Source organism: Sphingomonas sp. BGYR3, from assembly GCF_025153455.1.
Taxonomy (GTDB): domain Bacteria; phylum Pseudomonadota; class Alphaproteobacteria; order Sphingomonadales; family Sphingomonadaceae; genus Sphingomonas.
Map to the genome: position 1 here is coordinate 360,915 of NZ_JANZNT010000002.1, position 24,473 is coordinate 385,387.

At 65.7% G+C, this 24,473-nt stretch carries 21 protein-coding genes; 17 read left to right on the plus strand and 4 right to left on the minus strand.

Annotation, left to right across the window (positions count from 1 at the left end; all coding sequences use genetic code 11):
- The first annotated feature begins 11 nt into the window (after positions 1 to 11).
- The 4 genes from NYR55_RS13645 (at position 12) to NYR55_RS13660 (ending at position 4,419) form a co-directional block, all read left to right on the plus strand.
- Positions 12 to 1,298: a YceI family protein gene (locus tag NYR55_RS13645; protein ID WP_260022082.1), complete on the plus strand. Its 1,287-nt coding sequence runs from the start codon at positions 12 to 14 to the stop codon at positions 1,296 to 1,298.
- 93 nt (positions 1,299 to 1,391) lie between these two features.
- The gene (locus NYR55_RS13650; protein WP_260022084.1) at positions 1,392 to 2,486 is read left to right on the plus strand and encodes an amidohydrolase family protein; all 1,095 of its coding nucleotides are present in this window, start codon (positions 1,392 to 1,394) and stop codon (positions 2,484 to 2,486) included.
- On the plus strand, positions 2,483 to 3,679 hold the full coding sequence (locus NYR55_RS13655) for a UxaA family hydrolase (RefSeq protein WP_260022086.1): 1,197 nt from the start codon (positions 2,483 to 2,485) through the stop codon (positions 3,677 to 3,679). Before NYR55_RS13650 ends, NYR55_RS13655 begins: the two co-directional genes overlap by 4 nt.
- Positions 3,676 to 4,419, plus strand: a complete 744-nt coding sequence (locus tag NYR55_RS13660; protein WP_260022087.1) for an SDR family oxidoreductase — start codon at positions 3,676 to 3,678, stop codon at positions 4,417 to 4,419. The genes NYR55_RS13655 and NYR55_RS13660 overlap by 4 nt, the downstream gene beginning before the upstream one ends.
- Before the next feature lie 42 nt (positions 4,420 to 4,461).
- Here the strand turns inward: NYR55_RS13660 and NYR55_RS13665 are convergent, their stop codons facing one another.
- Entirely contained in the window at positions 4,462 to 5,241 is a 780-nt protein-coding gene (locus NYR55_RS13665) for an IclR family transcriptional regulator (protein WP_260022088.1), read from the minus strand.
- Between the two features lie 234 nt (positions 5,242 to 5,475).
- Here NYR55_RS13665 and NYR55_RS13670 point away from each other — a divergent pair, with 234 nt between their 5' ends.
- The 12 genes from NYR55_RS13670 (at position 5,476) to NYR55_RS13725 (ending at position 20,410) form a co-directional block, all read left to right on the plus strand.
- The gene (locus NYR55_RS13670; RefSeq protein WP_260022089.1) at positions 5,476 to 5,850 is read left to right on the plus strand and encodes an L-rhamnose mutarotase; all 375 of its coding nucleotides are present in this window, start codon (positions 5,476 to 5,478) and stop codon (positions 5,848 to 5,850) included.
- Positions 5,851 to 5,854: 4 nt separating this feature from the next.
- Positions 5,855 to 6,631: an SDR family oxidoreductase gene (locus tag NYR55_RS13675; RefSeq protein WP_260022090.1), complete on the plus strand. Its 777-nt coding sequence runs from the start codon at positions 5,855 to 5,857 to the stop codon at positions 6,629 to 6,631.
- Positions 6,628 to 7,947, plus strand: coding sequence for an L-fucose:H+ symporter permease (fucP, locus tag NYR55_RS13680; RefSeq protein ID WP_260022091.1), 1,320 nt, complete (start codon positions 6,628 to 6,630; stop codon positions 7,945 to 7,947). The genes NYR55_RS13675 and fucP overlap by 4 nt, the downstream gene beginning before the upstream one ends.
- Positions 7,948 to 8,094: 147 nt before the next feature.
- Complete coding sequence (locus NYR55_RS13685; RefSeq protein ID WP_279338866.1) at positions 8,095 to 9,945, plus strand: sugar phosphate isomerase/epimerase and 4-hydroxyphenylpyruvate domain-containing protein; 1,851 nt, start codon at positions 8,095 to 8,097, stop codon at positions 9,943 to 9,945.
- Positions 9,946 to 9,963: 18 nt separating this feature from the next.
- Positions 9,964 to 10,626 (plus strand): TetR/AcrR family transcriptional regulator, encoded by a 663-nt coding sequence (locus tag NYR55_RS13690; RefSeq protein WP_260022093.1) that lies wholly within the window; start codon positions 9,964 to 9,966, stop codon positions 10,624 to 10,626.
- 123 nt (positions 10,627 to 10,749) lie between these two features.
- On the plus strand, positions 10,750 to 11,751 hold the full coding sequence (locus tag NYR55_RS13695) for an alpha/beta hydrolase (RefSeq protein WP_260022094.1): 1,002 nt from the start codon (positions 10,750 to 10,752) through the stop codon (positions 11,749 to 11,751).
- Entirely contained in the window at positions 11,751 to 13,358 is a 1,608-nt protein-coding gene (locus NYR55_RS13700; RefSeq protein ID WP_260022095.1) for a carboxylesterase family protein, read from the plus strand. The genes NYR55_RS13695 and NYR55_RS13700 overlap by 1 nt, the downstream gene beginning before the upstream one ends.
- A gap of 2 nt (positions 13,359 to 13,360) precedes the next feature.
- On the plus strand, positions 13,361 to 13,903 hold the full coding sequence (locus tag NYR55_RS13705) for a DUF3237 domain-containing protein (RefSeq protein ID WP_260022096.1): 543 nt from the start codon (positions 13,361 to 13,363) through the stop codon (positions 13,901 to 13,903).
- Complete coding sequence (locus NYR55_RS13710; RefSeq protein ID WP_260022097.1) at positions 13,903 to 15,015, plus strand: hypothetical protein; 1,113 nt, start codon at positions 13,903 to 13,905, stop codon at positions 15,013 to 15,015. Before NYR55_RS13705 ends, NYR55_RS13710 begins: the two co-directional genes overlap by 1 nt.
- Before the next feature lie 141 nt (positions 15,016 to 15,156).
- On the plus strand, positions 15,157 to 16,446 hold the full coding sequence (locus NYR55_RS13715) for an MFS transporter (protein WP_260022099.1): 1,290 nt from the start codon (positions 15,157 to 15,159) through the stop codon (positions 16,444 to 16,446).
- A gap of 81 nt (positions 16,447 to 16,527) precedes the next feature.
- Positions 16,528 to 19,455 (plus strand): TonB-dependent receptor, encoded by a 2,928-nt coding sequence (locus tag NYR55_RS13720; protein ID WP_260022101.1) that lies wholly within the window; start codon positions 16,528 to 16,530, stop codon positions 19,453 to 19,455.
- Between the two features lie 79 nt (positions 19,456 to 19,534).
- Positions 19,535 to 20,410 (plus strand): shikimate dehydrogenase, encoded by an 876-nt coding sequence (locus NYR55_RS13725; RefSeq protein WP_260022103.1) that lies wholly within the window; start codon positions 19,535 to 19,537, stop codon positions 20,408 to 20,410.
- Between the two features lie 91 nt (positions 20,411 to 20,501).
- Here NYR55_RS13725 and NYR55_RS13730 read toward each other — a convergent pair whose 3' ends face one another.
- The 3 genes from NYR55_RS13730 to ligK are packed head-to-tail and all read right to left on the minus strand — an operon-like array spanning position 20,502 to position 23,120.
- Positions 20,502 to 21,395, minus strand: a complete 894-nt coding sequence (locus NYR55_RS13730; protein ID WP_260022104.1) for an amidohydrolase family protein — start codon at positions 21,393 to 21,395, stop codon at positions 20,502 to 20,504.
- Positions 21,392 to 22,456 (minus strand): 4-oxalomesaconate tautomerase, encoded by a 1,065-nt coding sequence (locus NYR55_RS13735; RefSeq protein WP_260022105.1) that lies wholly within the window; start codon positions 22,454 to 22,456, stop codon positions 21,392 to 21,394. The genes NYR55_RS13730 and NYR55_RS13735 overlap by 4 nt, the downstream gene beginning before the upstream one ends.
- The gene (gene ligK, locus NYR55_RS13740) at positions 22,449 to 23,120 is read right to left on the minus strand and encodes a 4-carboxy-4-hydroxy-2-oxoadipate aldolase/oxaloacetate decarboxylase (protein ID WP_260022106.1); all 672 of its coding nucleotides are present in this window, start codon (positions 23,118 to 23,120) and stop codon (positions 22,449 to 22,451) included. Before ligK ends, NYR55_RS13735 begins: the two co-directional genes overlap by 8 nt.
- Before the next feature lie 106 nt (positions 23,121 to 23,226).
- On the opposite strand from ligK, the gene NYR55_RS13745 reads away from it, so the two are divergent.
- Positions 23,227 to 24,432 carry a LysR family transcriptional regulator gene (locus tag NYR55_RS13745; RefSeq protein WP_260022107.1) on the plus strand — a complete coding sequence of 402 codons (1,206 nt, stop codon included), beginning with the start codon at positions 23,227 to 23,229 and terminating at the stop codon, positions 24,430 to 24,432.
- Positions 24,433 to 24,473: the final 41 nt, after the last annotated feature.

Here is a 24,473-nt window from a genome sequence, read left to right on the forward strand (position 1 = left end):
GGGGAACTGCAATGTCCGGTGCATCCGCCACGGTCCGCTATGCCGGGATCGCCATTCTGCTGCACTGGGCGCTGGCGATCCTGTTGTTGGGGCAGCTCGGCTTTGGCTGGGCGCTGGACGGCCTTCCGCCCGCGTCGCGGTTCGCCGCCTATCAGTTGCACAAGTCCATCGGGATCCTGATCCTCGTCCTGACGCTTGCCCGGATCATTACCCGGATCACGCTGGCCCGGCCGGGTCCGGCCAGCCAAAGCAAGCCCGCCAACGCCCTGGCCACGCTGGTCCATGCTGGCCTGTATGGCGTCATGCTTGGCGGCCCGCTCACCGGCTGGGCGCTGGTTTCCACCGCGAAGATGAAGCTGCCTACGCTGCTGTTCGGCATCATCCCCCTGCCGCACTTGCCATTGGGTCCGGCATGGCATGAACCGGCCGAATGGCTGCACGGGATGCTTGCCTGGCTGCTCGCGGGCCTGGTTGTGCTGCACGTCGCCGGGGCGCTTCATCATCATCTGAGGCGGGATGACATCGTGGCGCGGATGCTGCCGGCGGGGCTTGCGCGGCGCGCGGTGCTGACCCCGGCGCTGGTCGCGATCCTGCTTGCCGCTGCCCTTGCCTTTGCGGCCGGCCGCTGGGGACCGGCAGCCGCCCCGGTGGCAAAGGCGGGCGCGCCCGCTGCGCCTTCCGCGGTCGCGCCAATTCAAACCTCGAAACCAGCCCCCGCACCAATCCCAGCACCCGCGCCTGAAACCGCCGCGACGCCGACCCCGACTCCTGATGCTGACGCGCCCGACAGTGAACAGCCGATGCGGCACTGGCGGGTTCAGCCGGGCGGTACCATCGGCTTTGCCACCGAATATTCCGGGGAAGCGATCAAGGGCCGCTTTTCCCGGTGGACCGCGGATATCCGGTTCAGTCCCGATGATCTGGCCGGATCGTCGATCAGCGTCACCATCGACCTCGCATCCGTTTCGACTGGCGACGATCAGCGCGACGGCACCCTGACCGGCGATGATTTCTTCGCCGTTGCCGCTCGACCGACCGCGACGTGGCGCGCCACCCGCATTCGTCGGTCCGGCGATGGCTATGTCGCGGACGGCACGCTGACCCTGAACGGCGTGTCCCGCCCGGTGCCGCTTCGCTTCAGCCTGACGATTGACGGCGACCGGGCAAAAACGTCGGGCAGCGCCAGCGTGCTGCGGCTGGCGCATGGCGTGGGGCAGGGGCAGTGGGCCGATCCCGCAACGATCCCGGATGCGGTGGCCGTCACTTTTCGGTTCGAAGCGCGCGCCGACGCCCGTTGAGCGGGTCGCCCGATCTGGCAACCGCTTGTGCCGCAATTTCACATGGGATATCCGGCTTCACCAATGCTAGCAGCCTTTTGGTGAACCCGGCCGATGATCGACGCACATATGCATTTCTGGCGGCTGGACCGTGGCGATTATCCATGGCCGACGGCTGAACTGCCCGCGCTGTTTCGCGACTTTCTGCCGCCGGATGCTGCGGCGATGGTGTCGGGATCCGGCGTCACGGGGGTCATCGCCGTCCAGGCGGCAGAGACCGAGGCGGAGACGGAGTTTCTGTGTGATCTGGCGCGTCAGCACAGCTGGGTGCGCGGTGTCGTGGGGTGGACCGATCTGGCCGCGCCGGATGCCGCCGATCGCGTTGCCGCCCTTGCCCGGCGGTGCGGCAATGCGTTGCTTGGCCTGCGCCCGATGCTGCAGGACATGGCGGACCGCGACTGGATCGCCGGGGCCGCAATCGACGCGGGCATCGACGCGATGATCGCCAGCGACCTTGCGCTCGACGCGCTGGTGCGGGTCGATCAGTTCGCGCCGCTGGTCCGCCGGGCCGAACGCTCGCCGGATCTGCGCATCGTCATCGATCATGCCGGAAAGCCCGATATTGCGGGCGATGGCCACGCCGCCTGGGCCAGCGCCATCGCGCCGCTTGCTGCCATGCCGCACGTCCATTGCAAGCTGTCGGGCCTGCTCACCGAAGCGGGCGGACGGCCTGCCGAAGTGCTGGAGCCCTATATCGCCACCCTTATCGACCTGTTCGGGCCGGACCGGCTGATCTGGGGCAGCGATTATCCGGTGCTGCTGCTGGCCGGGGATTATGGCAGCTGGCTCGGTCAGGCGCGGCGGCTGGCCCCTTATCCCCAGATTTTCGGGGCCAATGCCGCGCGTTTCTATCGCCTGGACATGCGGGAGCGGCTGTTGCTGCTCAGCGCTGACGATAATGTCGCGGTTGCGCTGGCCGATCTGACGGCGGGTGAGCCTGTGCCCGGCGGTGCGGCGCTGATCGAACCTGCGCCCTTCGGGTTCAAGGTTGCGGTTCGCGCCATCCCGGCGGGGGCAAAGGTGATGAAATACGGAACGCCGATCGGGTCGGCCACGCGCGACATCGCCCCCGGCGAAACCGTGCATCTGCACAATATGCAGAGCGACTATACCCGCTCGCACACCCGCGAAATGGAGCAAGAAGCGTGAGAGGCTGGCTGCGCGCCGATGGGCGCAAGGGGATCCGCAACGTCGTTGCCGTCGCCTATCTGGTTGAATGTGCCCATCATGTCGCGCGCGAAATCGTGTGGCCTATGCGCGAACAGGATGTGCACCTGATCGGCTTTCCGGGGTGCTTTCCGAACCCCTATGCCGCGACGGTGATGGAACGCATCGGCACGCATCCCAATGTCGGGGCGGTGCTGCTGATCTCGCTCGGCTGCGAAAGTTTCAATCGCGACCGGCTGGAGGCTGCGGTGCGGGCCAGCGGTCGGCCCTGCCACACGCTGGTCATTCAGAAATCGGGCGGCACGCGCGCGACGATCGAACGCGGCCGGGCCATGGTCGCCGAAATGCGCGCCGAACTGGACCGGCAACAGCCGGTGCCGATGGCGCTGGACGAACTGGTGGTGGCGACCATCTGCGGCGGGTCGGATGCGACCAGCGGCCTGACCGCCAACCCGGCGATGGGCCGCGCGTTCGACCATCTGGTCGCGGCGGGTGCGACCTGCATCTTCGAGGAAACGGGCGAACTCATCGGCTGCGAAGTCGCAATGGCGGAGCGCGCAGCGACGCCCGAACTCGGCCGTGCGATCGAGGAAAGCGTGGCCAAGGCCGCGCGTTATTACGCGACCCTCGGCTATGGCAGCTTCGCGCCCGGCAACGCCGATGGCGGGCTGACCACGATCGAGGAAAAATCGATGGGCGCCTATGCCAAATCGGGCGCCTCACCCATTGTCGGCCTGATCAAGCCGGGCGACGTCCCGCCGACCGGCGGCCTCTATCTGCTGGATGTCGTGCCCGATGGCGACGTCCGCTTCGGCTTTCCCAATATCTCGGACAATGCAGAGATTGTCGAACTGATCTCCTGCGGCGCGCACGTGACCCTGTTTTCGACCGGCCGGGGTTCGGTCGTCGGATCGGCCATCGCGCCGGTAATCAAGGTGTGCGCCAATCCCGAAACCTATCGCCGCATGCCCGACGACATGGACGTCGATGCCGGCCGCATCCTGGAAGGGCGCGGCACGCTGGACACCGTGGGGCAGGAGGTATTCGACCTGATCCAGCGCGTCGCCGCGGGGGAAAAGACCAAGTCCGAAGCCATGGGTCATCAGGAGTTTATCTTGACCTACAAACAGTTCGAACCGATCGGCCCCGCCTGTCTGCCGGCGAGGGCGGCATGACCGGCCGCCTGTCGGGTAAGCGTTCCCTGCTGACGGCGGCCGGCAACGGCATCGGCCGCGAAACCGCGCTCGCCTTTGCCCGGGAAGGGGCAGAGGTGGTTGCCACCGATGTGGATGCAGACGCGCTGGCTCAGCTCAAGGCCGATGCGCCGGGCATCGAAACGCGCACGCTGGACGTGACCGACCCGGCGGCAGTCGCCGCGCTGGCGGACGAAGCGCCCTATGACGTGCTGTTCAACTGCGCGGGCTATGTCGCGGCGGGGACCATCCTCGATTGCGAACCGGATGACTGGTCACGCTCGTTCCGCATCAATGTCGATGGCGCCTATCACCTGATCCGTGCGCTGCTGCCCGGAATGCTGAACCGTGGCCAGGGCTCAATCGTCAATGTCGCCTCGGTTTCTTCCAGCATCACCGGTGTGCCCAACCGGTTTGCCTATGGCGCCAGCAAGGCGGCGGTCATCGGCCTGACCAAGCATGTCGCCATCGATTTCGTGGCACGGGGTATCCGCTGCAACGCCATCTGTCCGGGGACGGTGATGACGCCGTCGCTGCGGCAGCGGATCGGCAGCCTGCCCGGCGGGTTCGATGCCAATATCGATGCCTTTGTCGCCCGTCAGCCGATGGGCCGGCTGGGCGATCCGGCGGAAATCGCCGCACTGGCCGTCTATCTGGCATCCGACGAATCCCGCTTCACCACGGGTCAGGCCTTTGCCATCGACGGGGGCTGGACGATCTGAAGGCCGGGCTGCCCGACCCTGGGCGCGGCGTAGCTGCGGTGGTCAGCTGCTCGCGCCAAGCAACATGCTCAGCTGGCTGGCAGCCTGGCCCAGAATGACCCGCGCCGCATCTTCGTCCACGGCCTGGCTCCCGTCGATCAGGCGAAGATAGGGCACCGTCAGCGCACAGATGACCTCGTTGTTGAAATCGCGGACCGGATAACTGATGTCGCGCACCCCCTGTGTCCGGATGCTCGCCCGATGCTCATATCCCTGCGCCGCGACATGGGCCATGCGCTCGCGCAGATGATCGGGAATGTCCTGTCCCTGCAGCAACCGCTGACGGCGTTCCTCGCTGCTCAGCGCCAGCAGGACCAGGCCCGATGCGCTTTGCAGATAATCCAGAACGGACCCCAGCCGGACCGAAAAATTGGTCGGCGTCGGGCCATCCTGTTGCGCGATGACCAATGCCTTGCCGGGCGCCGCCAGCACCAGGTGACAGCTTTGCCGGATCGTCTGCGACAGCGTCAGCATGACCGGCCCCGCCGCATAAACGATGTTCTGGGCCGGTGTCGCCCGGAACCCGACCTCCAGCAGCCGGGACGTCGCCCGGTATTGGTCCGTCCAGGGGTTCTTGGACAGATAGCCGCGCCGCTCCAGCACCTGAAGAATGCGGAAAATCTCGCCCAGCGACCGGTCGATCGCGGCGGCCAGCTCGGTCGCGGTCAGGCCGTCCGGCCGGTCGGCCAGCGCCTCGATGATGTCCAGCCCCTTTTCCAGCGCCGGTGCGCGATACCGTTCGACCGGAACGTCATCGCCGGCATCGTCCTGTCCCAATCCCATGGACGTTCATTACCGGTCATGCCGTAATTGTGCCAGTCCGATCGATTGCCCGGCCCGGCTGTCACCAGTGGAAATCACTTGCCGGTATGATATGGGCAATTATGGTGCCGCGAACGGCCGGAAAGGACGGCCCGGTGCGGGAGAGGCGTGCGTGCGACGGGCAGCATTGATGACGGGGCTGGGGTTGCCTGCCCTCCGGATCGACGGGCTGTGGCGGCGGCAAGGGGCCAAGCTGTGACCGCCCGGCGTTTCGTCAACATCCTGGACCTTGCCGATGATCCCGATCTCATCGCCGCCTATGTCGACTGGCATCGGCCGGGCGGTCCGCCAGCGGCGGTGATGGCGGCGATCCGGCGATCCGGCATTCTTCAGATGGAGATATTCCTTTCCGGCAACCGGCTCGTCATGATTATCGACGCCGGGCCGGAATTCGATCCGGCCACCCGTTCCGCCGCCGATGCCGGCAATCCCGATGTGCTGGCCTGGGAACGGCTGATGGACGGGTTTCAGCGGCCAGTGCCATGGGCGGCGGATGGCGAAAAATGGGTGGCGGCGCACAGCATATTCCGGCTGACCGATCAGCCGGACGGTCAACAAGGGGTCGATTGAACCAATGGATTTGCAGCTGCGCGACAAGGTGGTGATTGTCACCGGGGGCGGGGCCGGGATCGGCGGCGCGATATCGACCGTCCTTGCCGAGGAAGGCGCGGTGCCGGTCATCTTTGCCCGCAGTCCGCTCGACCCGGAGTATGAATCCGGACTGCGCGCGCTTCAGCCGGATGTGATGGTCGTCCGCGCCGAACTGACCGATCATGAGGCGTGCCGGGCGGGCGTTCAGGATGTGATCGCCCGGTTCGGCCGCATCGACGGCCTGGTCAACAATGCCGGGGTCAATGACGGCGTGTCGCTGGAGGCCGGGCTGGCCGCGTTCGAGAAATCGCTGACCCTCAATCTCGGCCATTATTACGGCATGGCGCATCTGTGCCTGGATGCCCTGCGCCAGAGCAAGGGGGCGATCGTCAACATCTCGTCAAAGACCGCGCTGACCGGTCAGGGCAGCACCAGCGGCTATGTCGCGGCAAAGGCGGCACAGCTTGGCCTGACGCGGGAATGGGCGGCCTCGCTGCTTGGCGATGGCATCCGCGTCAACGCGGTCCTTCCGGCCGAGGTGATGACGCCGCTCTACCGCAAATGGCTCGACCGGACGGATGATCCGGAGGGTCAGCTTGCCGAAATCGTCCGCCGCATCCCGCTGGGTCAGCGGATGACGACCGACCGCGAAATTGCCGACAGTGTGGTGTTCCTGCTGTCGCCGCGCTCGTCGCACACCACGGGCCAATGGATCATCCCCGATGGCGGCTACACCCATCTCGACAGGGCACTGACATGAGCATGAGCGCACCCGGAAAGGCATCGCGCGGCGCATCCGCGACGCTGGTTCCCGTCATCCTGATCACCAGCCTGTTCTTTCTGTGGGGCATGGCGAACAACCTGAACGACGTGCTGATCCAGCAGTTCAAAAAGGCGTTCACGCTGACCGATCTGGAAACGGGCTTCGTTCAGTCCGCCTTTTACATGGGCTATTTCCTGCTCGCCATTCCCGCGGGCCTGTTCATGCGGAAACAGGGGTACAAGACGGCGGTTGTCGTGGGCCTCTGCCTCTATGGCATCGGTGCGCTGCTCTTTTATCCCGCGGCACAGGTGCAGACCTATTCGCTGTTCCTGCTGGCGCTGTTCGTCATCGCGGCGGGCCTCGCCTTTCTGGAAACGTCGGCCAATCCGCTGATCACCGTGCTGGGCGATCCGGCGGACAGCGAACGGCGGCTCAATCTGGCTCAGGCATTCAATCCGGCCGGTTCGATCACCGGCCTGTTGATCGGCAAATATCTGATCCTGTCGGGCATCGAACATTCCGAAGCGACGCTGGCCGCAATGTCCGCGGCGGAACGGACCGCCTTTTACGCGCGGGAGACGCAGGCGGTGCAGGCGCCCTATATCGGCATCGGCATCTTTGTCCTCGTCTGGGCGGCGCTGGTCGCGCTCACCCGCTTCCCGGCCGTGGCTGAAAAGCCGGTGGAGGCCGCTAGCGACACGCCTTCAATCGGCTGGACGCAGGCGATTGCCGGCCTGTTCCGCAAACCCTTTTTCATGTCCGGCGTCGCTGCGCAGTTCTTCTATGTCGGCGCGCAGGTCGGGATCTGGAGCTACACGATCCGCTATGCGCAGGTGACGGCGGGCCTTGGCGAGCGGGCGGCAACCGACTGGGTGATTGCGGCAATCATCCTGTTCCTGATCGGCCGCTTTGCCGGCGTCGCGCTGATGGCGCGGATCAATCCCGGCCGGTTGATGGCGCTGTACGCTGCGGCCTCCATCGCCCTACTGCTCGTCGCGATCTTTGTCGGCGGCACGGCCGGGCTGATCGCACTGACGGCGGTCAGCTTCTTTATGTCGGTCATGTTCCCGACCATCTTTGCCATGTCGGTCAAGGATCTGGGGGAATATACCCAGACGGGGTCGTCGCTGATCGTGATGGCGATCATCGGCGGCGCGATCCTGACCCCGGTGATGGGCGCCATTTCCAGCGCCGCGAACATCCAGCTTGCCATGCTGGTCCCGCTGGTCTGCTTCATCGTCGTCGGCCTGTTCGGCCGCGCTGGCGCAGCGCGCGGGGCGGGCGGCGTCACCGTTGCGGTGGGCGGGCACTGACCCGCCAATGGCTGGCGTAATCCTTGCCGATCCGATGCCGTGAAAAGGGGGGTCGCCATGGCGGACTGATCCGTGTACCATCTGGTACATAGATCGGGAGAGTGCCAGGTGCGGACGTCGATCGCGACCGTTTCAATCAGCGGAATATTGGAAGGAAAGCTCGCGGCCATTGCCGCTGCGGGCTATGATGCCGTCGAAATCTTTGAAAACGACCTGATTGCCAGCCCGCATGCGCCGCGCGCCGTGCGACAGATGATGGCCGATCTCGGCCTCGAATGTGTGCTGTTTCAACCGTTCCGCGATTTTGAAGGGATGCCCGGCGATCTGCGGCAGCAGGCGTTCGACCGGTTCGAACGCAAATTCGACGTGATGCAGGAACTCGGCACCGATCTGGTGCTGGTCTGTTCCAATGTGTCGCCCCAGTCGCTGGGCGACCGGCAACGGATCGTCGACGACTTTTACGAACTGGGCGAACGGGCGGCCGCCCGCGGGCTGCGCATCGGTTACGAGGCGCTGGCATGGGGTCGCCATATCTTCGATCACCGCGATGCCTGGTCGGTGGTCAAATCGGTCAATCATCCCTCGGTAGGGCTGATCCTAGACAGCTTCCACTCGCTGGCGCGCAACGTGCCCATCGACAGCATCGCCGCCATCGATCCCGAAAAGCTGTTCATTGTGCAGGTTGCCGATGCGCCGCGCATGGAGATGGATTATCTTTACTGGAGCCGCCATTTCCGCTGCATGCCGGGGCAGGGGGACCTGCCGATTGCGGATTACGTCGCGGCGCTGATCGCCATCGGCTATGACGGGCCGCTGTCGCTGGAAATCTTCAACGATCGGTTCCGCGCCGGATCGGCATCGGGCATCGCGGCCGACGGCTATCGCTCGCTCCGCTATGCCGAGGATGAGGCGCGCCGCCGCCTGTCCGTCGCCCCGTCGCTGCCCGCGCGTGCGCCGGTCGATGGCGTGGCGTTCATCGAATTCGCGGCCAGCGAGGGGGACGGGCTTGCCCTTGGCGCGATGCTGCGGACGCTCGGCTTTCGCTGCACGGGCCGCCATCTGCGCAAGGCGGTAACCCGCTGGCAACAGGGCGACATCAACCTCGTCCTGAATTGCGAGAATGAGGGGTTCGCCCACAGTCACGAGGTGGTTCACGGCCCCGCCGTCTGCGCCATCGGCCTCCGCGTGCCGGATGTGCCGGTGGTGCTCGCACGGGCCGACGCGCTGCGAATCCCCCGCTTTGTTCAGGCGGTTGCGCCGGACGAGTTCGAAATCCCCAGTGTGCGCGGCGTCGGGGGCAGTCTGATCTATTTCGTCGATCCGGCGCAGGAGGCGGAAATCTGGAGCCGGGAGTTTACCCCGGCGGAAGCCGCCGGCGATGCCGATGGCGGGGCCGACGCCGATGCTGCCGGGGCCGGTCTGATCCGCTTCGACCATCTTGCCCAGGCCATGGGGTTCGAGGAATTTCTGTCCTGGCTGCTCTATTACTGCGCGCTGTTCGACGTGCAGAAAACGCCGCAGCTGGAAATCGCCGATCCGCTAGGCATCGTGCACAGCCAGGCGGTCGAATCGTCGGGCGGCGGTCTGCGCATCACGCTCAACGGTTCGGCGGCGGCGCAGACGCTGTCGTCCCGCTTTCTTCAGAATTACATGGGGGCCGGCGTTCAGCATATCGCGCTGTCCTGTGACGATATCTTCGCCGCCAGCGATCGCCTTGCCGCGCTGGGCATGGAGCGGCTTGAAATCCCGGCGAACTATTATGACGATCTCGCCTCTCGATTTGGGCTGGACCATACGCTGGTTGAACGCTTGCGGGCCAGCAGCATCCTCTATGACCGGTCGGGCGATGCCGAGTATTTTCAGCTGTACAGCCGCGCCTTTGCCCGCCGATTTTTCTTCGAGATTGTCGAGCGCCGCGATTATTCCGGCTATGGGGCAACGAATGCGACGGTCCGGCTGGCAGCGCAGTCGCGCTACCGGATCGATATCCCGGCGTGAACGCAGAAAGGAATTAAGGTGGTAAAGGCGTCGATTCAGGCAGCCAATGATGCAGCGGATGGCGCCGCGCTGTCCGATGCGGAACAGACCCGGCTGAATATCCTCGATGTCGCCACCGCCGAATTCGCCGACAAGGGCCTGAGCGGCGCCCGCATCGACGAAATCGCCGAAAAGACCAACGCGTCCAAGCGGATGATCTATTATTATTTCGGCGGCAAGGAAGAGCTGTATCGCGCGGTCCTCGAACGCGCCTATCACGCCGTCCGCGACGTCGACACCAGCCATCAGCGCGACAGCCTGACCCCCGATGCTGCGCTGCGCGATGTCGTGGAAGCGACCTTCGACTATCACAACCAGCATCCTGAATTCGTCCGGCTGGTGATGAACGAGAATATCCTGCGGGGTGTGCATATCTGCGACATTCCCGGCATCCGCGAACGCAACCGGTCGGTCGTCGACAATCTGCGCAACATCCTGGTCCGCGGATGTGCAGAGGGCCTGTTCCGCGAGGGGATCGACCCTGTCGAACTGCACATGACGATCAGCGCGCTGTGTTTCTACAACGTGTCGAACCGCTACACGTTCTCGTTCGGGTTCGAACGCGACATGACATCGGCAAAGGCGATTGCCCGGCGGCGGATGTCAGTGGTCGATATCATCGAAAGCTGGTGCCGCCGTTGATCCGGCTCGCACGGTAATTCAGGATCATGATGACGCATAACAGAATCGAATAAGCGTCGCATATCGGTTGGTGTACGGACTGGTTCGTAAATAAAATTGATCAGGGAGGATGGGATGCCGGGCATGGGCGCAACTGCTTTGAGGATCGCAGGGCTGTCGGCCCTTGGCCTGACGGCCGCGGCATGGGTGTCGACCCCGGCCCTGGCGCAACAGGTCGCCCCGCCGACCTCGCCGGAACCTGCGCTTGGCGATCCGATGCCGGACCGGATCGTCGGCTTTCCCGGCGGGGTCAGCGCCTATAACGACGTCGTCTTCTCGGTCATTCCCGGTTTCCGCCCCTTGACCCTGGATCTGTACCGGGTCCCCACCGTGCGGGAGGCGCGACCACTGGTCGTGTACATCCATGGCGGCGGCTGGATGGCGGGCCATACGCGCCAGTCGGGCGCGTTCAGCAATTTCCCCGGCGTCCTCGCCGAACTGTCGGCGCGCGGCTACGTTGTGGCGTCCCTCGAATATCGCCTGTCGCGTGAAGCGCCGTTCCCCGCCGCCATCGACGATGTGCGCGCCGCGATCCGGTTCCTGCGCGCCAATGCGGCGAAATACGGCATCGATCCCACCCGCGTCGCAGTGTGGGGCGGGTCTGCGGGCGGCCAGCTGGCGGCGCTCGCCGCGCTCGATTGCGCCCATTCGCCCCGCGGGGATGACAAGGCCAATGCCGATCAGTCCGAATGTGTCCAGGCCGGGGTCAGCTGGTACGGCGTGCATGATTTTGCCACCATGCCAAGGGACGCGATCCCGCGGGCGGAAAACCGCTATCTCGATTGTCTGCCCAACCAGTGTCCGCCGGACCGGATCTGGGCGGCAAGCGCGGCGGCGCATGTCGATGCAAAGGATCCGCCGATGCTGATCCTGCACGGCACGGCCGACAAGACGGTGCCGGTAACGCAGAGCGAGGAATTGGCCGCAAAGATGAAGGCGGCCGGTGCGCCGTATGAAATCACGCTGTTCCCCGGTATCGGTCACAGCTGGCTTGGCGCCGGCCCTGCCGAAACGCGCGATGCCTCGATCAAGGCGGTCAATCTCACCTTCGACTTTTTCGACCGGAAGCTGCGGGGCAAAAAGTGATGCGCGCCCTGTTCGCGGCCTTGTGCGCTGGCCTGATCGCCTGTCCGGCCGCCCTTGATGCACAGGTGATGGAACAGCCATCCGGTCCGCCGGTCCGGGTGGCCGAGGGGCTGGTGCAGGGCAAGATGCTGTCCGATGGCGTGCGCGCCTGGCTGGGCGTGCCGTTTGCCGAACCGCCGGTCCGCGATCTGCGCTGGCGCGATCCGCAGCCGCATCGGCCGTGGCAGGGCGTGTGGATCGCCGACCGGTTCGCCCCGGAATGTATCCAGCCGCTTCGATCGCGCGCCATCAACCATTATTTCGGGGAAGAGGCGACCAGCGAGGACTGCCTGTACCTCAACATCTGGGCACCGCCAGCCCCGCCGCCCCAGGGCACCCGATACCCCGTTATGGTGTGGATTTATGGCGGCGGCTTCAACATCGGTTCGGCTGCCATGGCGAACTATGCCGGCGAACCGCTGGCGAAAAAGGGCGTCGTCTATGTCAGCATCGGCTATCGCGTCGGGCCGCTGGGCTTCTTTGCGCATCCCGACCTCAGCGCCGAACAGGGCGGGGCGTCGGGCAATTACGGCCTGAAGGATCAGGTCGCGGCGCTGAAATGGGTCCGCGCCAACATCGCGGCCTTTGGCGGCGATCCGGAACGGGTCACCATCGCTGGCCAGTCCGCCGGCTCCATGTCCGTCTCGCTGCTTCAGGCCAGCCCGGCGGCAAAGGGCCTGTTCCATCGCGTCATCGGCATGAGCGGCGGCGCGTTCGACGCTGCGATGGCCCCGATCCCGCTTGCCGAGGCGGAGGCGGAGGGCGTGGCCCTGCAACGCGCGGCCGGCGCATCCTCGCTGACCGCGCTGCGCGACCTGACAGCCGACCGGCTGATCGATGTTGCGGCAACGCTGCGCCGCCGGGCGGTGACGGTGGACGGGCAGGTGGTCCGCGAAGCGCCCGCAGCCAGCTTTGCCGGCAAACGGTTCAACGATGTGCCGGTGATGGTTGGCTTCACCCGCGATGAAAGCTTCCGCTCGCTCGGCTCCCTGTCCGGCGTCGCCAGCTATCGGCAGGCGGTTCGGACGCAGTTTCCGGTGAATGCGGACGCCATCCTCGCCGCCTATCCCGCCGGCACCGACGCACAGGTGCGACGCGCGGCCCGCGATATCGAACGTGACGCCAGCGTCGGACGGCAAATGGCCGGATGGGCCGCGGCTCAGGCGGCGAACGGGCGCTCGCCTGCCTATGCCTATTTCTTCACCCGCACGCATCCGTACACGCCCGGCGTGACCTTTGCCGATCATGATCCGGCAACGGTCGGCGCCTATCACACCGGCGACGTCCCCTATTGGCTGGGCACGCTGGACAGCCTCAACCGTTTTCGGACGACCCGGAACTGGACCGCCGCTGACCGTGCGTTGAGCGATGCGATGATGGATGCCGTCGTCCGCTTTGCCGCCACGGGCAATCCGGGTCCGGCATGGCCCGCCTTCGACCCCGCCCGGCCTCGGATGATGCAGCTCGATCTTGAGCGGAGGGTCGTCGCCTGGCCCAACCATGCCGTCCTGCCCCGGCTCAACGAAACGCCGCCGCCGCCGTCCGGCCCCGGCCGCGTCAGGGACTGACCGTGGCTGGGCGCGAACTCACCCGCCGGGCCGCGATGACCGCTGGCGGCGCGGCGCTGCTGGCGGCGCATGGCCCGTCGAACGGAAGGACACTGGCAATGGCCGAAGATCTCCCGGGCCTGACATTCGAATATGAAGCGATCGTCACGCTGAAGCCGACGGTCGAAATCGGGCGCAGTCCGCGCGGCATTCGCCGCCGCATCGACATTACCGGGGGCACCTTTGCCGGGCCGCGCATCCGTGGCACCGTGCTTGCCGGCGGTGCCGACTGGCAGTTGCAGCGGGGGGACAACTGGACGGTTATCGAGGCGGATTACATGATGCGGGCCGACGACGGCACGTACATTCATGTGCGCAACGTCGGCCTGACCAACAGCCGCGTGCCCGGTGTTTCGACCCGCTATCTTCGCGCCGCACCGGTATTCGAAGTGCCGGAAGGCCCGCATGAATGGCTGAATCAGGCGCTTTTCATCTCCACGCTCGGCCCCGCACCGGACGACGCGCCAAAACCATCGGTCCGCATCCGCGTCTATCGCGTGACATGATGCAGGTCGCGGCCCGGCTTTCCCTTCTCCTCGTCACCCTGGGCGGCTGCGTGGCCGCCGATCCGGTACCGCCGGTCACCCGGGCATCCGGCGAAGCGGCGGTCGCCTGTCCCCCGACGCGCAGTTTCCGGTTCGTCTGTGATGCTGCCAAGCCAGAGGATCTGGTCGGCATACCGGGTTCGCCATGGCTGGTGGCCAGCGGCTTCAGCGAAGGCGCCGGGCTTAAACTGATCGATCGGCGCGATCCGGTGGCGCGGCCATGGTTCACCGGCGCGGCGGATCAGGTGGACCGCGATCCCCAGCTCACCGATTGTACCACGCCGCCGGATGCGGCGACCTTCACCACCCGCGGCCTGTCCATCCGTGCCGCCGGGCCGGGCAGGGCGGTGCTGCACGTCGTCGCCCATGGTCAGCGAGAGGCGATCGAGCGGTTCGACATCCTGTACGGATCGGTCACCGCGTGGCCGCGCATCGTCTGGCGCGGATGCATGAGGCTGCCCGCGGATCATGTCGGCAACAGTGTGGCGACGGCCCCGGACGGCACGCTGTTGGTCACTGTGCTGACCCGGCCGGGCACGACGATCACCGATTTTGTCCGCGGCCAGACGACCGGGATCGTGCTGGAACGGCGGCCGGGGGACCAGCAGTTTCGCGAACTGCCCGGCACCGCGTTACAGGGCAATAACGGCATCGAAACATCGCTCGATGGCCGCAGTTTCTATGTCGTGTCCTTCGGCACGCGCGAAATCGTCGCTTTTGACCGCAGCGACACGCGCCAGCCGCTGTGGCGGGTCACCGCGCCGGAATTCATGCCGGACAATATCCGGATGCAGGGCGGCCGGCTGATCGCGGCGGGCATGGTGCGTGACGAGCCGGCCTGTGGCGGGCCGCGCCGGATCGTCGACGGGATGGCGGACGGCATGGTGTGCCATCGCGGCTGGACCGTGGCTGCCCTTGACCCCGCCACGCGGCAATTCACGCTTGTGGCCTATGGCGAGCCGGATCCGGTGTTCAACGGCGTTTCGGCCGCATGGATTGCCGATGGGCAGCTGTGGCTGGGATCCTATCAATCCGACCGCATCGCCGTTCGGGCGATGGATGGTATGAACTAGTTAGTACATTTCTGTTGCTATGCCGGATAGCTGATGCTAGTCCGGCGATGATCGGATCAATGCCGGCGATATTGGGAGGGGTTTGCTGCTGATGGCACCATGCCGCGCATGTTGTTCTGTCCTGTCGATGGGGCGGCGCTGATGGACGCAACGGTCCCGGCGATGAAGTCAACTCGTGTCCGACTGGGCGTGCTCGGCCTGATCAGCGTGGCGACGTTGCTCAACTATCTCGACCGCGCGGTGATGGGCGTCGCGGCCCCGGCGATGACTCAGGAACTCCAGATCTCGCCCGCGATGATGGGGTTCATCTTCTCCGCATTTTCATGGACTTATGCGGCGGCGCAGATTCCGGGCGGGATCGCGCTGGATCGGCTGGGCACGCGGATCACCTATGCCGGATCGCTGATCTTGTGGAGCGTGTTCACCATCCTCCATGGCATTGCCGGCAATATCGCCATGCTCTTCGGCTTCCGGCTCGCGCTTGGCGTTGCCGAAGCGCCCTGTTTCCCGTGCAATAGCCGGATCCTGTCGTCCTGGTTCCCCCAATCGGAGCGCGCCCGGGCCAATTCCGTCTATGCCGTCGGCCAATATGCGGGCCTCGCCTTTTTCAGCCCCGTGCTGTTCTGGGTGGTGGGCAGCTTTGGCTGGCGCGCCCTGTTCATCGCCGCCGGGGCGATCGGCGTGTTTTTCGGCCTGTTCATGTACGCCCGGTATCGCGATCCACAGGATAGCGACCGGGTGAACCAGGCGGAACTGGACCTGATCCGCGAAGGCGGCGGCCTGGCGGTTCCGGCCGGCCCCGCTGCTCCGTTCACCTGGGCCAATGTCCGTCGCCTGCTGTCGCGTCGGCAGATCCTTGGTGCATCGATCGGCCAGTTCTGCGGCAACGCGACCCTCGTGTTCTTTCTGACATGGTTTCCGACCTATCTTGCAACCGAACGGGGCATGGACTGGCTGAAATCCGGCACATTCGCCGTCCTGCCCTATATCGCGGCTTCCGTCGGGGTGCTGCTCGGCGGGCAGATTTCGGATCGGCTCATTCGCATCACCGGTTCCGCGAATATCGGACGAAAGCTGCCCATCGTGGGCGGCCTGTTGCTGGCGTCGACCATCATCGGGGCGAACTTCGTGGAATCGAACACCGCCGTCATCGCGATCATGTCGATCGCCTTTTTCGGGCAGGGCATGGTCAATCTGGGCTGGACGCTGATTTCGGACGTCGCGCCGCGCCAGTTTGTCGGGCTGACCGGCGGGCTGTTCAATCTGTGCGCCAATCTGGCGGGGATCGTCACGCCGATCGCGGTGGGCATCATCGTGGATCAGACGGGCAGTTTCTATGGCGCACTCGCGTTGATCGGCGTGTTGGCGCTGATCGGGGCGTTTGCCTATGTTTTCGTGGTCGGGGACGTGAAGCGGGTCGAACTCGACTAAGCCAAACGCCCCCGGGCACAAGAATGATAAAAAATGTACGAACTGGTTAGTGATAAATCAGATAATGGGAGGATGAGGAAAATGAAGGTCAAGATTTCCAGATTGATCGGCGGGTCGATCCTGACGCTGGCGTCGGTCATCGCGATGCCGGCATTCGCGCAGGATGCGGCTGCACCCGAAGCGCAGGACGCCGCCAGCGCGGAGGACGACCGGGATGACGATATCGTCGTCACCGGTTCGCTCGTCGCGCGCCCCAACAATGTGTCGGTCAGCCCGATCCTGTCGGTTTCCGAGGAACTGGTTCAGCAAAGCGGCCAGATCAACCTGGAATCCGCGCTCAGCCAGCTGCCCGGCTTCACCCCGGCGGGTAACGCCGGGACCGGCGGTCAGGGCGGCGGCGGCCGCGCGACGCTGAACCTGCGCGGCCTGGGGTCGAACCGCAACCTCGTGCTGCTCGACGGGCGTCGCCTGCCGATTTCGGACATCAGCGGCAATGTCGACATCAACATCATCCCGGAATCGATCGTCGGCAATATCGACGTCATCACCGGCGGCGCATCTGCCATCTATGGTTCCGACGCCATGTCGGGTGTCGTCAATTTCAAGACGGATCGCTATTTCGATGGCGTTCGCGCCGATATGCAGATCGGCAACAGCTTCCGCGGCGATTATCTGACGTTCAACGCCTCGCTGGCGCTGGGCGGCAAGTTTGGCGGCGACCGCGGCCGGTTCATGGCGGCATTCAGCTATGCCACGCGCGATCCCCTGTCGGGCGCCGATCGCGATGTGTTCGCTGACAAGGTGCCGTCGTCGTTCATCGGCACCGGCGCCTTTGTGCCGGATGCGCTGAACCTGCCGTCCCAGGCGGCGCTCAGCGGCATTTTCACCCGCTACGGCATCAACAACACGATCAACCGGACGCTGAACCTGGGGTTCAACAATGACGGAACGCTGTTCGTTCAGACGGGCGCACTGAATTACAAGGGGCCGACCTCCGGCGCCTATGCGGTGGTCGGCGGCAATGTCCGCATGCCGGTCGGCCCGCAGCTTCAGATCCTGAACGGGTTCGAACGCAAGTCCGCCTATGCCAAGGCGGAATATGACCTGACCGGCGATATCACCGGCTATCTGCAGTTCCTGTATGTCGACACGACCGTGACGACCGAAAGCGGCGGCAGCCTGACGCAGTTCGCGCCGTTCACGACCATCCCCGTCACCAACCCGTTCATTCCCGCCGACCTCAGGACGCTGCTCGCATCGCGCACCAACGCCGCCGCGCCGTTCCGCTGGAGCGCGCGCTACATCGGCGTGCCGGACAAGGGCTGGTTCGAAAACTACAATGTCCAGCAATATGTCGGCGGCCTGAAGGGCACGATCACCGGCGACTGGAAATTCGACGCCTTCGTCGCCTATGACGAAAGCGTCCACGATCAGCAGAACTTCAATGCCGTTCTGAAAAGCCGCGTCCAAACGCTGCTGAACGCGGCCGATGGCGGCAATTCGATCTGCGCCGGCGGCTTCAATCCGTTCGGTATCAACAATGCGCTCAGCCTGTCGGATGCGTGCCGCAGCTATATCACGGCCACGATCACCAATACCGAACGGCTGACCCAGACCCAGGCCCAGGCACAGTTGAACGGCCCGCTGTTCAATCTGCCCGCCGGCCCGGTTCAGCTCGCGCTGCTCGGCGGGTATCGCAAGAACACGTATCGCTACGATCCCAGCCCCGATCTGGTGTCCAACAACATCGAATCCGTGGTCGGCGCAAACCCGGCGCGGGGCGACATCAGCGTCCGGGAATTCGCCGCCCAGATCGACGTGCCGTTGCTCAAGGATACGCCGTTCTTCCAGGAACTCGGCGTCGGTGCGGCCTATCGCTATTCGGACTACGATCCGTCGGGCGGCGTCAGCAGCTATGAATTCGATGCCCGCTGGCGTCCGTTCGATCCGCTGCTCATCCGCGGCAGCTATCAGCGGGCCGTTCGCGCCCCGAACATCGGCGAATTGTTCGCTCCGGTCACCGGTACTCAGCTGGCGATCGGCACGCCGCCGGTTGCGATCGGCGATCCCTGCGACGTCCGGTCGACGGCCCGCACCGGCCCCAACGGAACGCAGGTGCGCGCGCTGTGTCTGGCGCAGGGGATCCCGGCTGCGGCCGTCGATGCCTATCAGTTCGCAACGACCGCCACGGGCGGGAATATTGAGGGCAACCCCAATCTGACCCCCGAAAATGCCGATACCTACAATGTCGGTGCGGTGTTCAATCCGGGCTTTTCGTCGCCCTGGCTGTCCGGCCTGTCGCTGTCGGTCGATTATTACAACATCAAGATCCGCAACGTGATCTCGACCATCAACGGGCTGACCGTCCTGTCGAAATGCTACAATCTCGACGGTTCGAACCCCAGCTATGCGAACAGCAACGAATTCTGCCAGTTGATCCAGCGTGACCCCACCGGGTCGCTGATCGCGATTTCGCAGCCCTATCTGAACCTTGGTGCGCTGGACACCGACGGCATCGACGTTCAGCTGGGCTGGTCGCTGAAACTGGCGGATGCGGGCATCGCCTCCGGGTCGGGCCGCATCTATGCGAATACGGCGGTCAGCTGGCTCAACCGCTATCTCGTCCAGACGCTGGCCGGGCAGGCGGCGCAGGATTTCGCGGGGACCAGCACGCCCGGACGGCCGTTGCCGACATGGAAGGCGCTGACGACCGTCGGGTATGATTCCGACGTGATGGGCGTTGGCGTGCGCTGGCGCTATCAGGGGTCGCAGGAGGATATCAGCTCGGTCACCACGCCCAATGCGGCGCAGGTGGGCGTGCCGGCCTATCACCTGTTCGACCTGTTCGGGACGATCGACGTGACGGAAACGGCCCAGTTCCGCTGGGGCGTGACCAACCTGTTCGATCGCGACATCCCGTTCGTGGCCAGTTCGCAGAACGGCACCGATCCGGGGACGTACGATGTCGTCGGCCGGTCCTTCTATGTCGGCGTGCGGCTTAACTTCTGAACGAATGAACGATCCGGGCCGGCATCACGTCCGGCCCGGACTGGCAATGATCGACGGACCAAAGGATGATTGAGTGTACATGGCGCGCACACACAGTTCGCAGCGTTTTCTGACCGGTCTTGTGGGGCGCAACATCCAGAAGTCGCGTTCCCCATGGCTGCACGAACAGGAAGGCGACGCGCACGGCGTGCGGCTGGTCTATCAGCTGTTCGATTTTGCCAGCGCCGGATGGACAGAGGCTGATCTGCCTGCGCTGCTCGATTCCCTGCAGCGTGCCGGTTTTGCCGGAGTCAATGTCACCTTTCCCTATAAACAGGCGGTGATCCCGCTGCTCGATGAGCTATCGGACGAAGCCAGAGCCATCGGCGCGGTCAACACCGTCACCTTCCATGACGGTCGCCGAACCGGCTACAACACCGATGCCACCGGCTTTGCCGACAGCTTCCGGACGAAACTCCCCGACGCCCCGCGCGATTTCGCCCTGCAGTTCGGGGCAGGGGGCGCCGGCGCGGCAACCGGCAATGCGCTGCTGGGGCTTGGCATCAAACGCCTTGCGATCTTCGACGTCGACCAATCCCGCGCCAGCGAACTGGTCGTCCGCCTGAACGACAGCTTTGGCGCGGATCGTGCCCATGTCGGCACGGAATTGACCGACGCGATTGCCAGGGCGGACGGCGTGGTCAACGCGACCCCGATCGGCATGACCGGTCATCCGGGCAGCGCACTCGACACCGATCTGTTGCAACCGCACCACTGGGTTGCGGACGTCGTCTACGTCCCCCTGGAAACGGAACTTCTGGGCGCGGCGCGGGCGCGGGGCTGCGCCACGCTGGATGGCAGCGGCATGGTCGTTCGCCAGGCTGCGCGCGCGTTCGAACATTTCACCGGCCTGCAGGCGGATGTCGAACGGATGCAGCGTTCCTTCACGGTCAACGCCGTTCCCGGCCAGCCCTGATCGCTGCACCGATCCGGGGGTCGACCGCCCCCGGATCACCTAGGATCGGATAACGGCCGATCGTCGAGGATGACCGCGGCGGCGGGGTGCGTTACGCTTCCTCCGGCCAGTACAGCCGCATCGGATTGGCGACGAGCAGCTTGTGCTGCAGCTCTGCCGTCGGCGCGATCTGCGGGATTACCTCCACCAGCGCGCCGTCGTCGGGCAGCACCGTCTCCATATTGGGGTGCGGCCAGTCGGTGCCCCATAACACCCGGTCGGGATAGCGTTCCACCAATGGCCGCACGGCCGCCACGAAATCGGTATAGGGCGGGCCGGCCGGATCCAGCCGGTCGGGGCAGGTCACTTTCGTCCAGATATCTTCGCGGCTGTCGAGCAGCGCGCGAAACGCCGTCATGTCCGGTCCGTCCGGCCCCTGCCGCACGTCCGGCCGCCCCATATGGTCGATGACGATGGGCACGGGGATGGCGGCAAGGAACGGCTTCATTTCCTCCAATATGTCCGCCTCGAAATACACGACGACGTGCCAGCCCAGCCGGGCGATCCGGTGCGCCACATCCAGGAACTTGTCCTTGGGCGCGTCATCGACCAGCCGTTTCAGGAAATTGAAGCGCACGCCCCGGATGCCCCCGTCGTGCAGGGCATCCAGCTCCGCATCGCTGATCGCCGGATCGACCACCGCCACGCCGCGACAGGTGCCGCCCGACACGGCGATGCCGTTCAGCGTCGCGCGATTGTCCGTCCCGTGACAGCTCGCCTGCACGATGACGTTGCGGGCAAAGCCCAGCCGCTCACGCAGCGCGAACAGCATGTCCGGCCCGGCATCCTGCGGCAGATACTTCGCCTTGGCACTGAACGGGAACTGGGCCATCGGGCCGAACACATGGCAATGCGCATCGACCGCGCCTGGCGGCGGGGTAAAGCGGGGGCGGGACGGCTCCAGCGTCCAGCTGCGGACGCGGCCCTGTTCGTCGGTCGTGCTCATCCGAATACCACTCCGTCCATCAATTTGCGCGCGGTGCGCAACATGCCCGCCTCGACCGGCTGGCCCGCTTCATCCAGCGTAACAACACATTCCGTCACGCCCGTGGGGTGTTCGACGCCCAGTGTCAGCTGGCGACCCTGCGGCACATTGGCCGCCGCCGCCGCCGGCGATCCGGGGATCAGGCACGCCGTTGCCACACTGACCGCGCCCAGCACGCCGATGGACGCATGGACCCGGTGCGGGATCAGCGATCGGACGGCAATCGCCCCGCCATCGCGCGGCGGTGCGACCAGCATCATCTTGGGCACCGATTTCTCCGCAACATCGCCCAGGTTCATCATCGGCCCGGCCTTCAGCCGGATCGCCTCCACCCGCGCCTTCATCGCGGCATCGGCGTCCAGCGTCTCGCGGTCCTCATACCCGGTGATGCCCATATCGGCGGCGGCAATGACGACGCACGGCATGCCATTGTCGATCATCGTCACCGCAACGCCGTCGATGGTGTCGACGCCATTGCCCGTGGGCAGCAGCGCGCCGCACGATGACCCCGCCGTATCGCGGAACGCCAGCGGCACTGGCGCGGCAGTCCCCGGCACGCCGCTGATCGCGGCATCGCCGGTATAGGTGACCGTACCGCCGGGCGTCTGCACCGTCGCCACCGCAACCTGGCCCGTATTCTCCATATGGATGGCGACGCGGGTTTCCCCGTCCCTGGCCTCCACCAGCCCGCGCTCGATGGCGAACGGGCCGATCCCGGCCAGGATATTGCCGCAATTCTGCGCGTCGGTCACGATGGCCTGATCGACGAACACCTGCAGGAACAGGTAATCGACATCGACCCCGGGCCGCGCGGATTTGCTGACCACGGCGACCTTGCTGGTCAGCGGGTCGGCCCCGCCCATGCCGTCGATCTGGCGCGGATCGGGCGATCCCATGACGCGCAGCAGGAACGCGTCGCGCGCGGCGGTATCGGCGGGCAGGTCGTCCTTCAGGAAATAGCCGCCCTTGGACGATCCGCCGCGCATCCACATGCACGGCACGCCGATCATCGCGTCAGACATAGGTAAGGCCCATCTGCTCCAGCCGGGGCCGCATGTCATAGATGTCGAGGCCCAGCTCGCCCGCCGCCAGCCGCACCCGCTTGGCTTCCTCTGCCGCCTCGCGCGCCTGCGCCTTGGCCAGCACATCGGCCGCATCGGCCCGCTTGACCACGCAGACCCCGTCGTCATCGGCAACGATCACATCGCCCGGCTGGATCGCCGCCCCGGCGCATACGATCGGCACATTGACGCTGCCCAGCGTATTCTTGACCGTCCCTTGCGCGAACACCGCCCTGGACCAGACGGGAAAGCCCATCTGGGTCAGGTCGCGCACGTCGCGCACGCCAGCGTCGATCACCAGCCCGCGACAGCCCCGCGCCATCGCGCTGGTCGCCAGCAGGTCGCCGAAATAGCCATCGACGCACGGACTGGTCGGCGCCAGCACCAGGATGTCGCCCGCCTTCAACTGTTCGATGGCGACATGCACCATCCAGTTGTCTCCGGGGGGGGAGGAGATGGTGACCGCGCTGCCCGCGATCCGCGCGCCGGGATAGATGGGGCGCATGTAATGGGCCAGCAGTCCGATCCGGCCCTGCGCCTCATGCACCGTCGCAACGCCGGCATGGGCCAGCCCGTCGATCACGGCTTGGTCTGCACGTTCGATATTCTGGACGACGACGTTCATGGGCGCTGCTCTCCGGTATCCGATCCCCCTGCGTTCGCGCGGGTTCGGCTCGACTGGCAAATCCATACTTGCGCACGAGTGATAAGTTTTTGATATTCGCGCTGCAATGATCAGCCCGTTCGCCCTCAATCTGCGTCACCTGCGCGCGCTTGAACATGTCGTCCGGCTGGGCAGCCTCAATCGCGCGGCAGAGGCGGCGGGCATCTCGCAACCCGCCCTGACCCAGGGGCTGGGCAAGATGGAACGGTTGCTGGGCGTCGCGCTGTTCGAACGCCATTCCGGCGGCATGACGCCAACCGATGCGGGCCGGGTGCTGGCCGGGCGTGCGGCACGGGCGTTCGACTGTCTGTCGGCCAGTTCGCCGCGACCGGGGCGGGCGGGGCAGCGCGGCTTTGCCCGGCCCGAATGGCTGATGACCGCGACTCAGCTCGATGCCTTTCGCCACTTTGCCGATGCGCAAAGCTTTGCCGGGGCGGCCGCCGCATCCGGCCTGTCACAGCCGGGCATCCACCGCGCGGTGCGTGAGCTTGAGCAGATTTGCGGAAAGCCTCTGGTCGAACGGCGGGGTAGGGGCGTCGTCCTGACCGCCGCCGGGCGGGCGCTGGGCCGCGGCGTCCGGCTGGCGGCGGCCGAAATCGCTGCCGGCATTGCAGAGGCGCGGGGCGACGACAGCGATGGCGGCCGCGTCGCGGTGGGGGCCATGCCGCTGTCCCGCGCGCAATTGCTGCCCGATGCGCTCGCCCGGTTTCTTGCCGCCGATCCCCGATCCGTGGTCGATGTGACAGAGGGGTCGTGGCGCGACCTGATCGATCCGTTGCTCGACGGGGTAATCGACCTGATGGTCGGGGCGCTGCGCGATCCGCCGCCGCCCGGCGTGGTACAGGTGGCCCTTGCCACCGATCAGCTGGCGATTTTCGGCCGTGCCGGGCACCCGTTACAGGGTCAGGCGGCAACGCTGGCGACGCTGGCCGGCCAGCAATGGATCGTCGGGCCGCCGGGCACCCCGCTGCGCGCGCATTGGCGGGCGCTGTTCAACGGCGCCGAACCCGCCGTGCCGGTCGAATGTGGATCGGTGATGGTCATTCGCGGCCTGTTGACCCGCAGCGATTTCCTGACCCTGTTGTCGCCCGATCAGGTCGCGCTGGAGGTGGGGGCCGGGGTGCTTGCCCGTATCGGGCCGGAACTGACCGGCACGCGCCGCACCATCGGCATCACGATGCGCGCCGGATGGCAGCCCAGCCGAACCCAGGCACGGTTCGTCGACGCCCTGCATCAGGCAGCGAAATCGACAATGGTTCAGCATATTGGATAGGGGTTGAGCCAATTGGATTGGCGGCGGGGTCGTGCCCGGCG

What these genes read in the sequence shown, in the direction of transcription:
- NYR55_RS13730 (WP_260022104.1), bottom strand. Translation starts at nt 21,395, where the DNA reads ATGAGCACGACCGACGAACAGGGCCGCGTCCGCAGCTGGACGCTGGAG.
- NYR55_RS13700 (WP_260022095.1), top strand. Translation starts at nt 11,751, where the DNA reads ATGCGCGCCCTGTTCGCGGCCTTGTGCGCTGGCCTGATCGCCTGTCCG.
- NYR55_RS13745 (WP_260022107.1), top strand. Translation starts at nt 23,227, where the DNA reads ATGATCAGCCCGTTCGCCCTCAATCTGCGTCACCTGCGCGCGCTTGAA.
- NYR55_RS13650 (WP_260022084.1), top strand. Translation starts at nt 1,392, where the DNA reads ATGATCGACGCACATATGCATTTCTGGCGGCTGGACCGTGGCGATTAT.
- NYR55_RS13675 (WP_260022090.1), top strand. Translation starts at nt 5,855, where the DNA reads ATGGATTTGCAGCTGCGCGACAAGGTGGTGATTGTCACCGGGGGCGGG.
- NYR55_RS13735 (WP_260022105.1), bottom strand. Translation starts at nt 22,456, where the DNA reads ATGTCTGACGCGATGATCGGCGTGCCGTGCATGTGGATGCGCGGCGGA.
- NYR55_RS13725 (WP_260022103.1), top strand. Translation starts at nt 19,535, where the DNA reads ATGGCGCGCACACACAGTTCGCAGCGTTTTCTGACCGGTCTTGTGGGG.
- NYR55_RS13710 (WP_260022097.1), top strand. Translation starts at nt 13,903, where the DNA reads ATGCAGGTCGCGGCCCGGCTTTCCCTTCTCCTCGTCACCCTGGGCGGC.
- ligK (WP_260022106.1), bottom strand. Translation starts at nt 23,120, where the DNA reads ATGAACGTCGTCGTCCAGAATATCGAACGTGCAGACCAAGCCGTGATC.
- NYR55_RS13720 (WP_260022101.1), top strand. Translation starts at nt 16,528, where the DNA reads ATGAAGGTCAAGATTTCCAGATTGATCGGCGGGTCGATCCTGACGCTG.
- NYR55_RS13645 (WP_260022082.1), top strand. Translation starts at nt 12, where the DNA reads ATGTCCGGTGCATCCGCCACGGTCCGCTATGCCGGGATCGCCATTCTG.
- NYR55_RS13715 (WP_260022099.1), top strand. Translation starts at nt 15,157, where the DNA reads ATGGACGCAACGGTCCCGGCGATGAAGTCAACTCGTGTCCGACTGGGC.
- NYR55_RS13660 (WP_260022087.1), top strand. Translation starts at nt 3,676, where the DNA reads ATGACCGGCCGCCTGTCGGGTAAGCGTTCCCTGCTGACGGCGGCCGGC.
- fucP (WP_260022091.1), top strand. Translation starts at nt 6,628, where the DNA reads ATGAGCATGAGCGCACCCGGAAAGGCATCGCGCGGCGCATCCGCGACG.
- NYR55_RS13665 (WP_260022088.1), bottom strand. Translation starts at nt 5,241, where the DNA reads ATGGGATTGGGACAGGACGATGCCGGCGATGACGTTCCGGTCGAACGG.
- NYR55_RS13695 (WP_260022094.1), top strand. Translation starts at nt 10,750, where the DNA reads ATGGGCGCAACTGCTTTGAGGATCGCAGGGCTGTCGGCCCTTGGCCTG.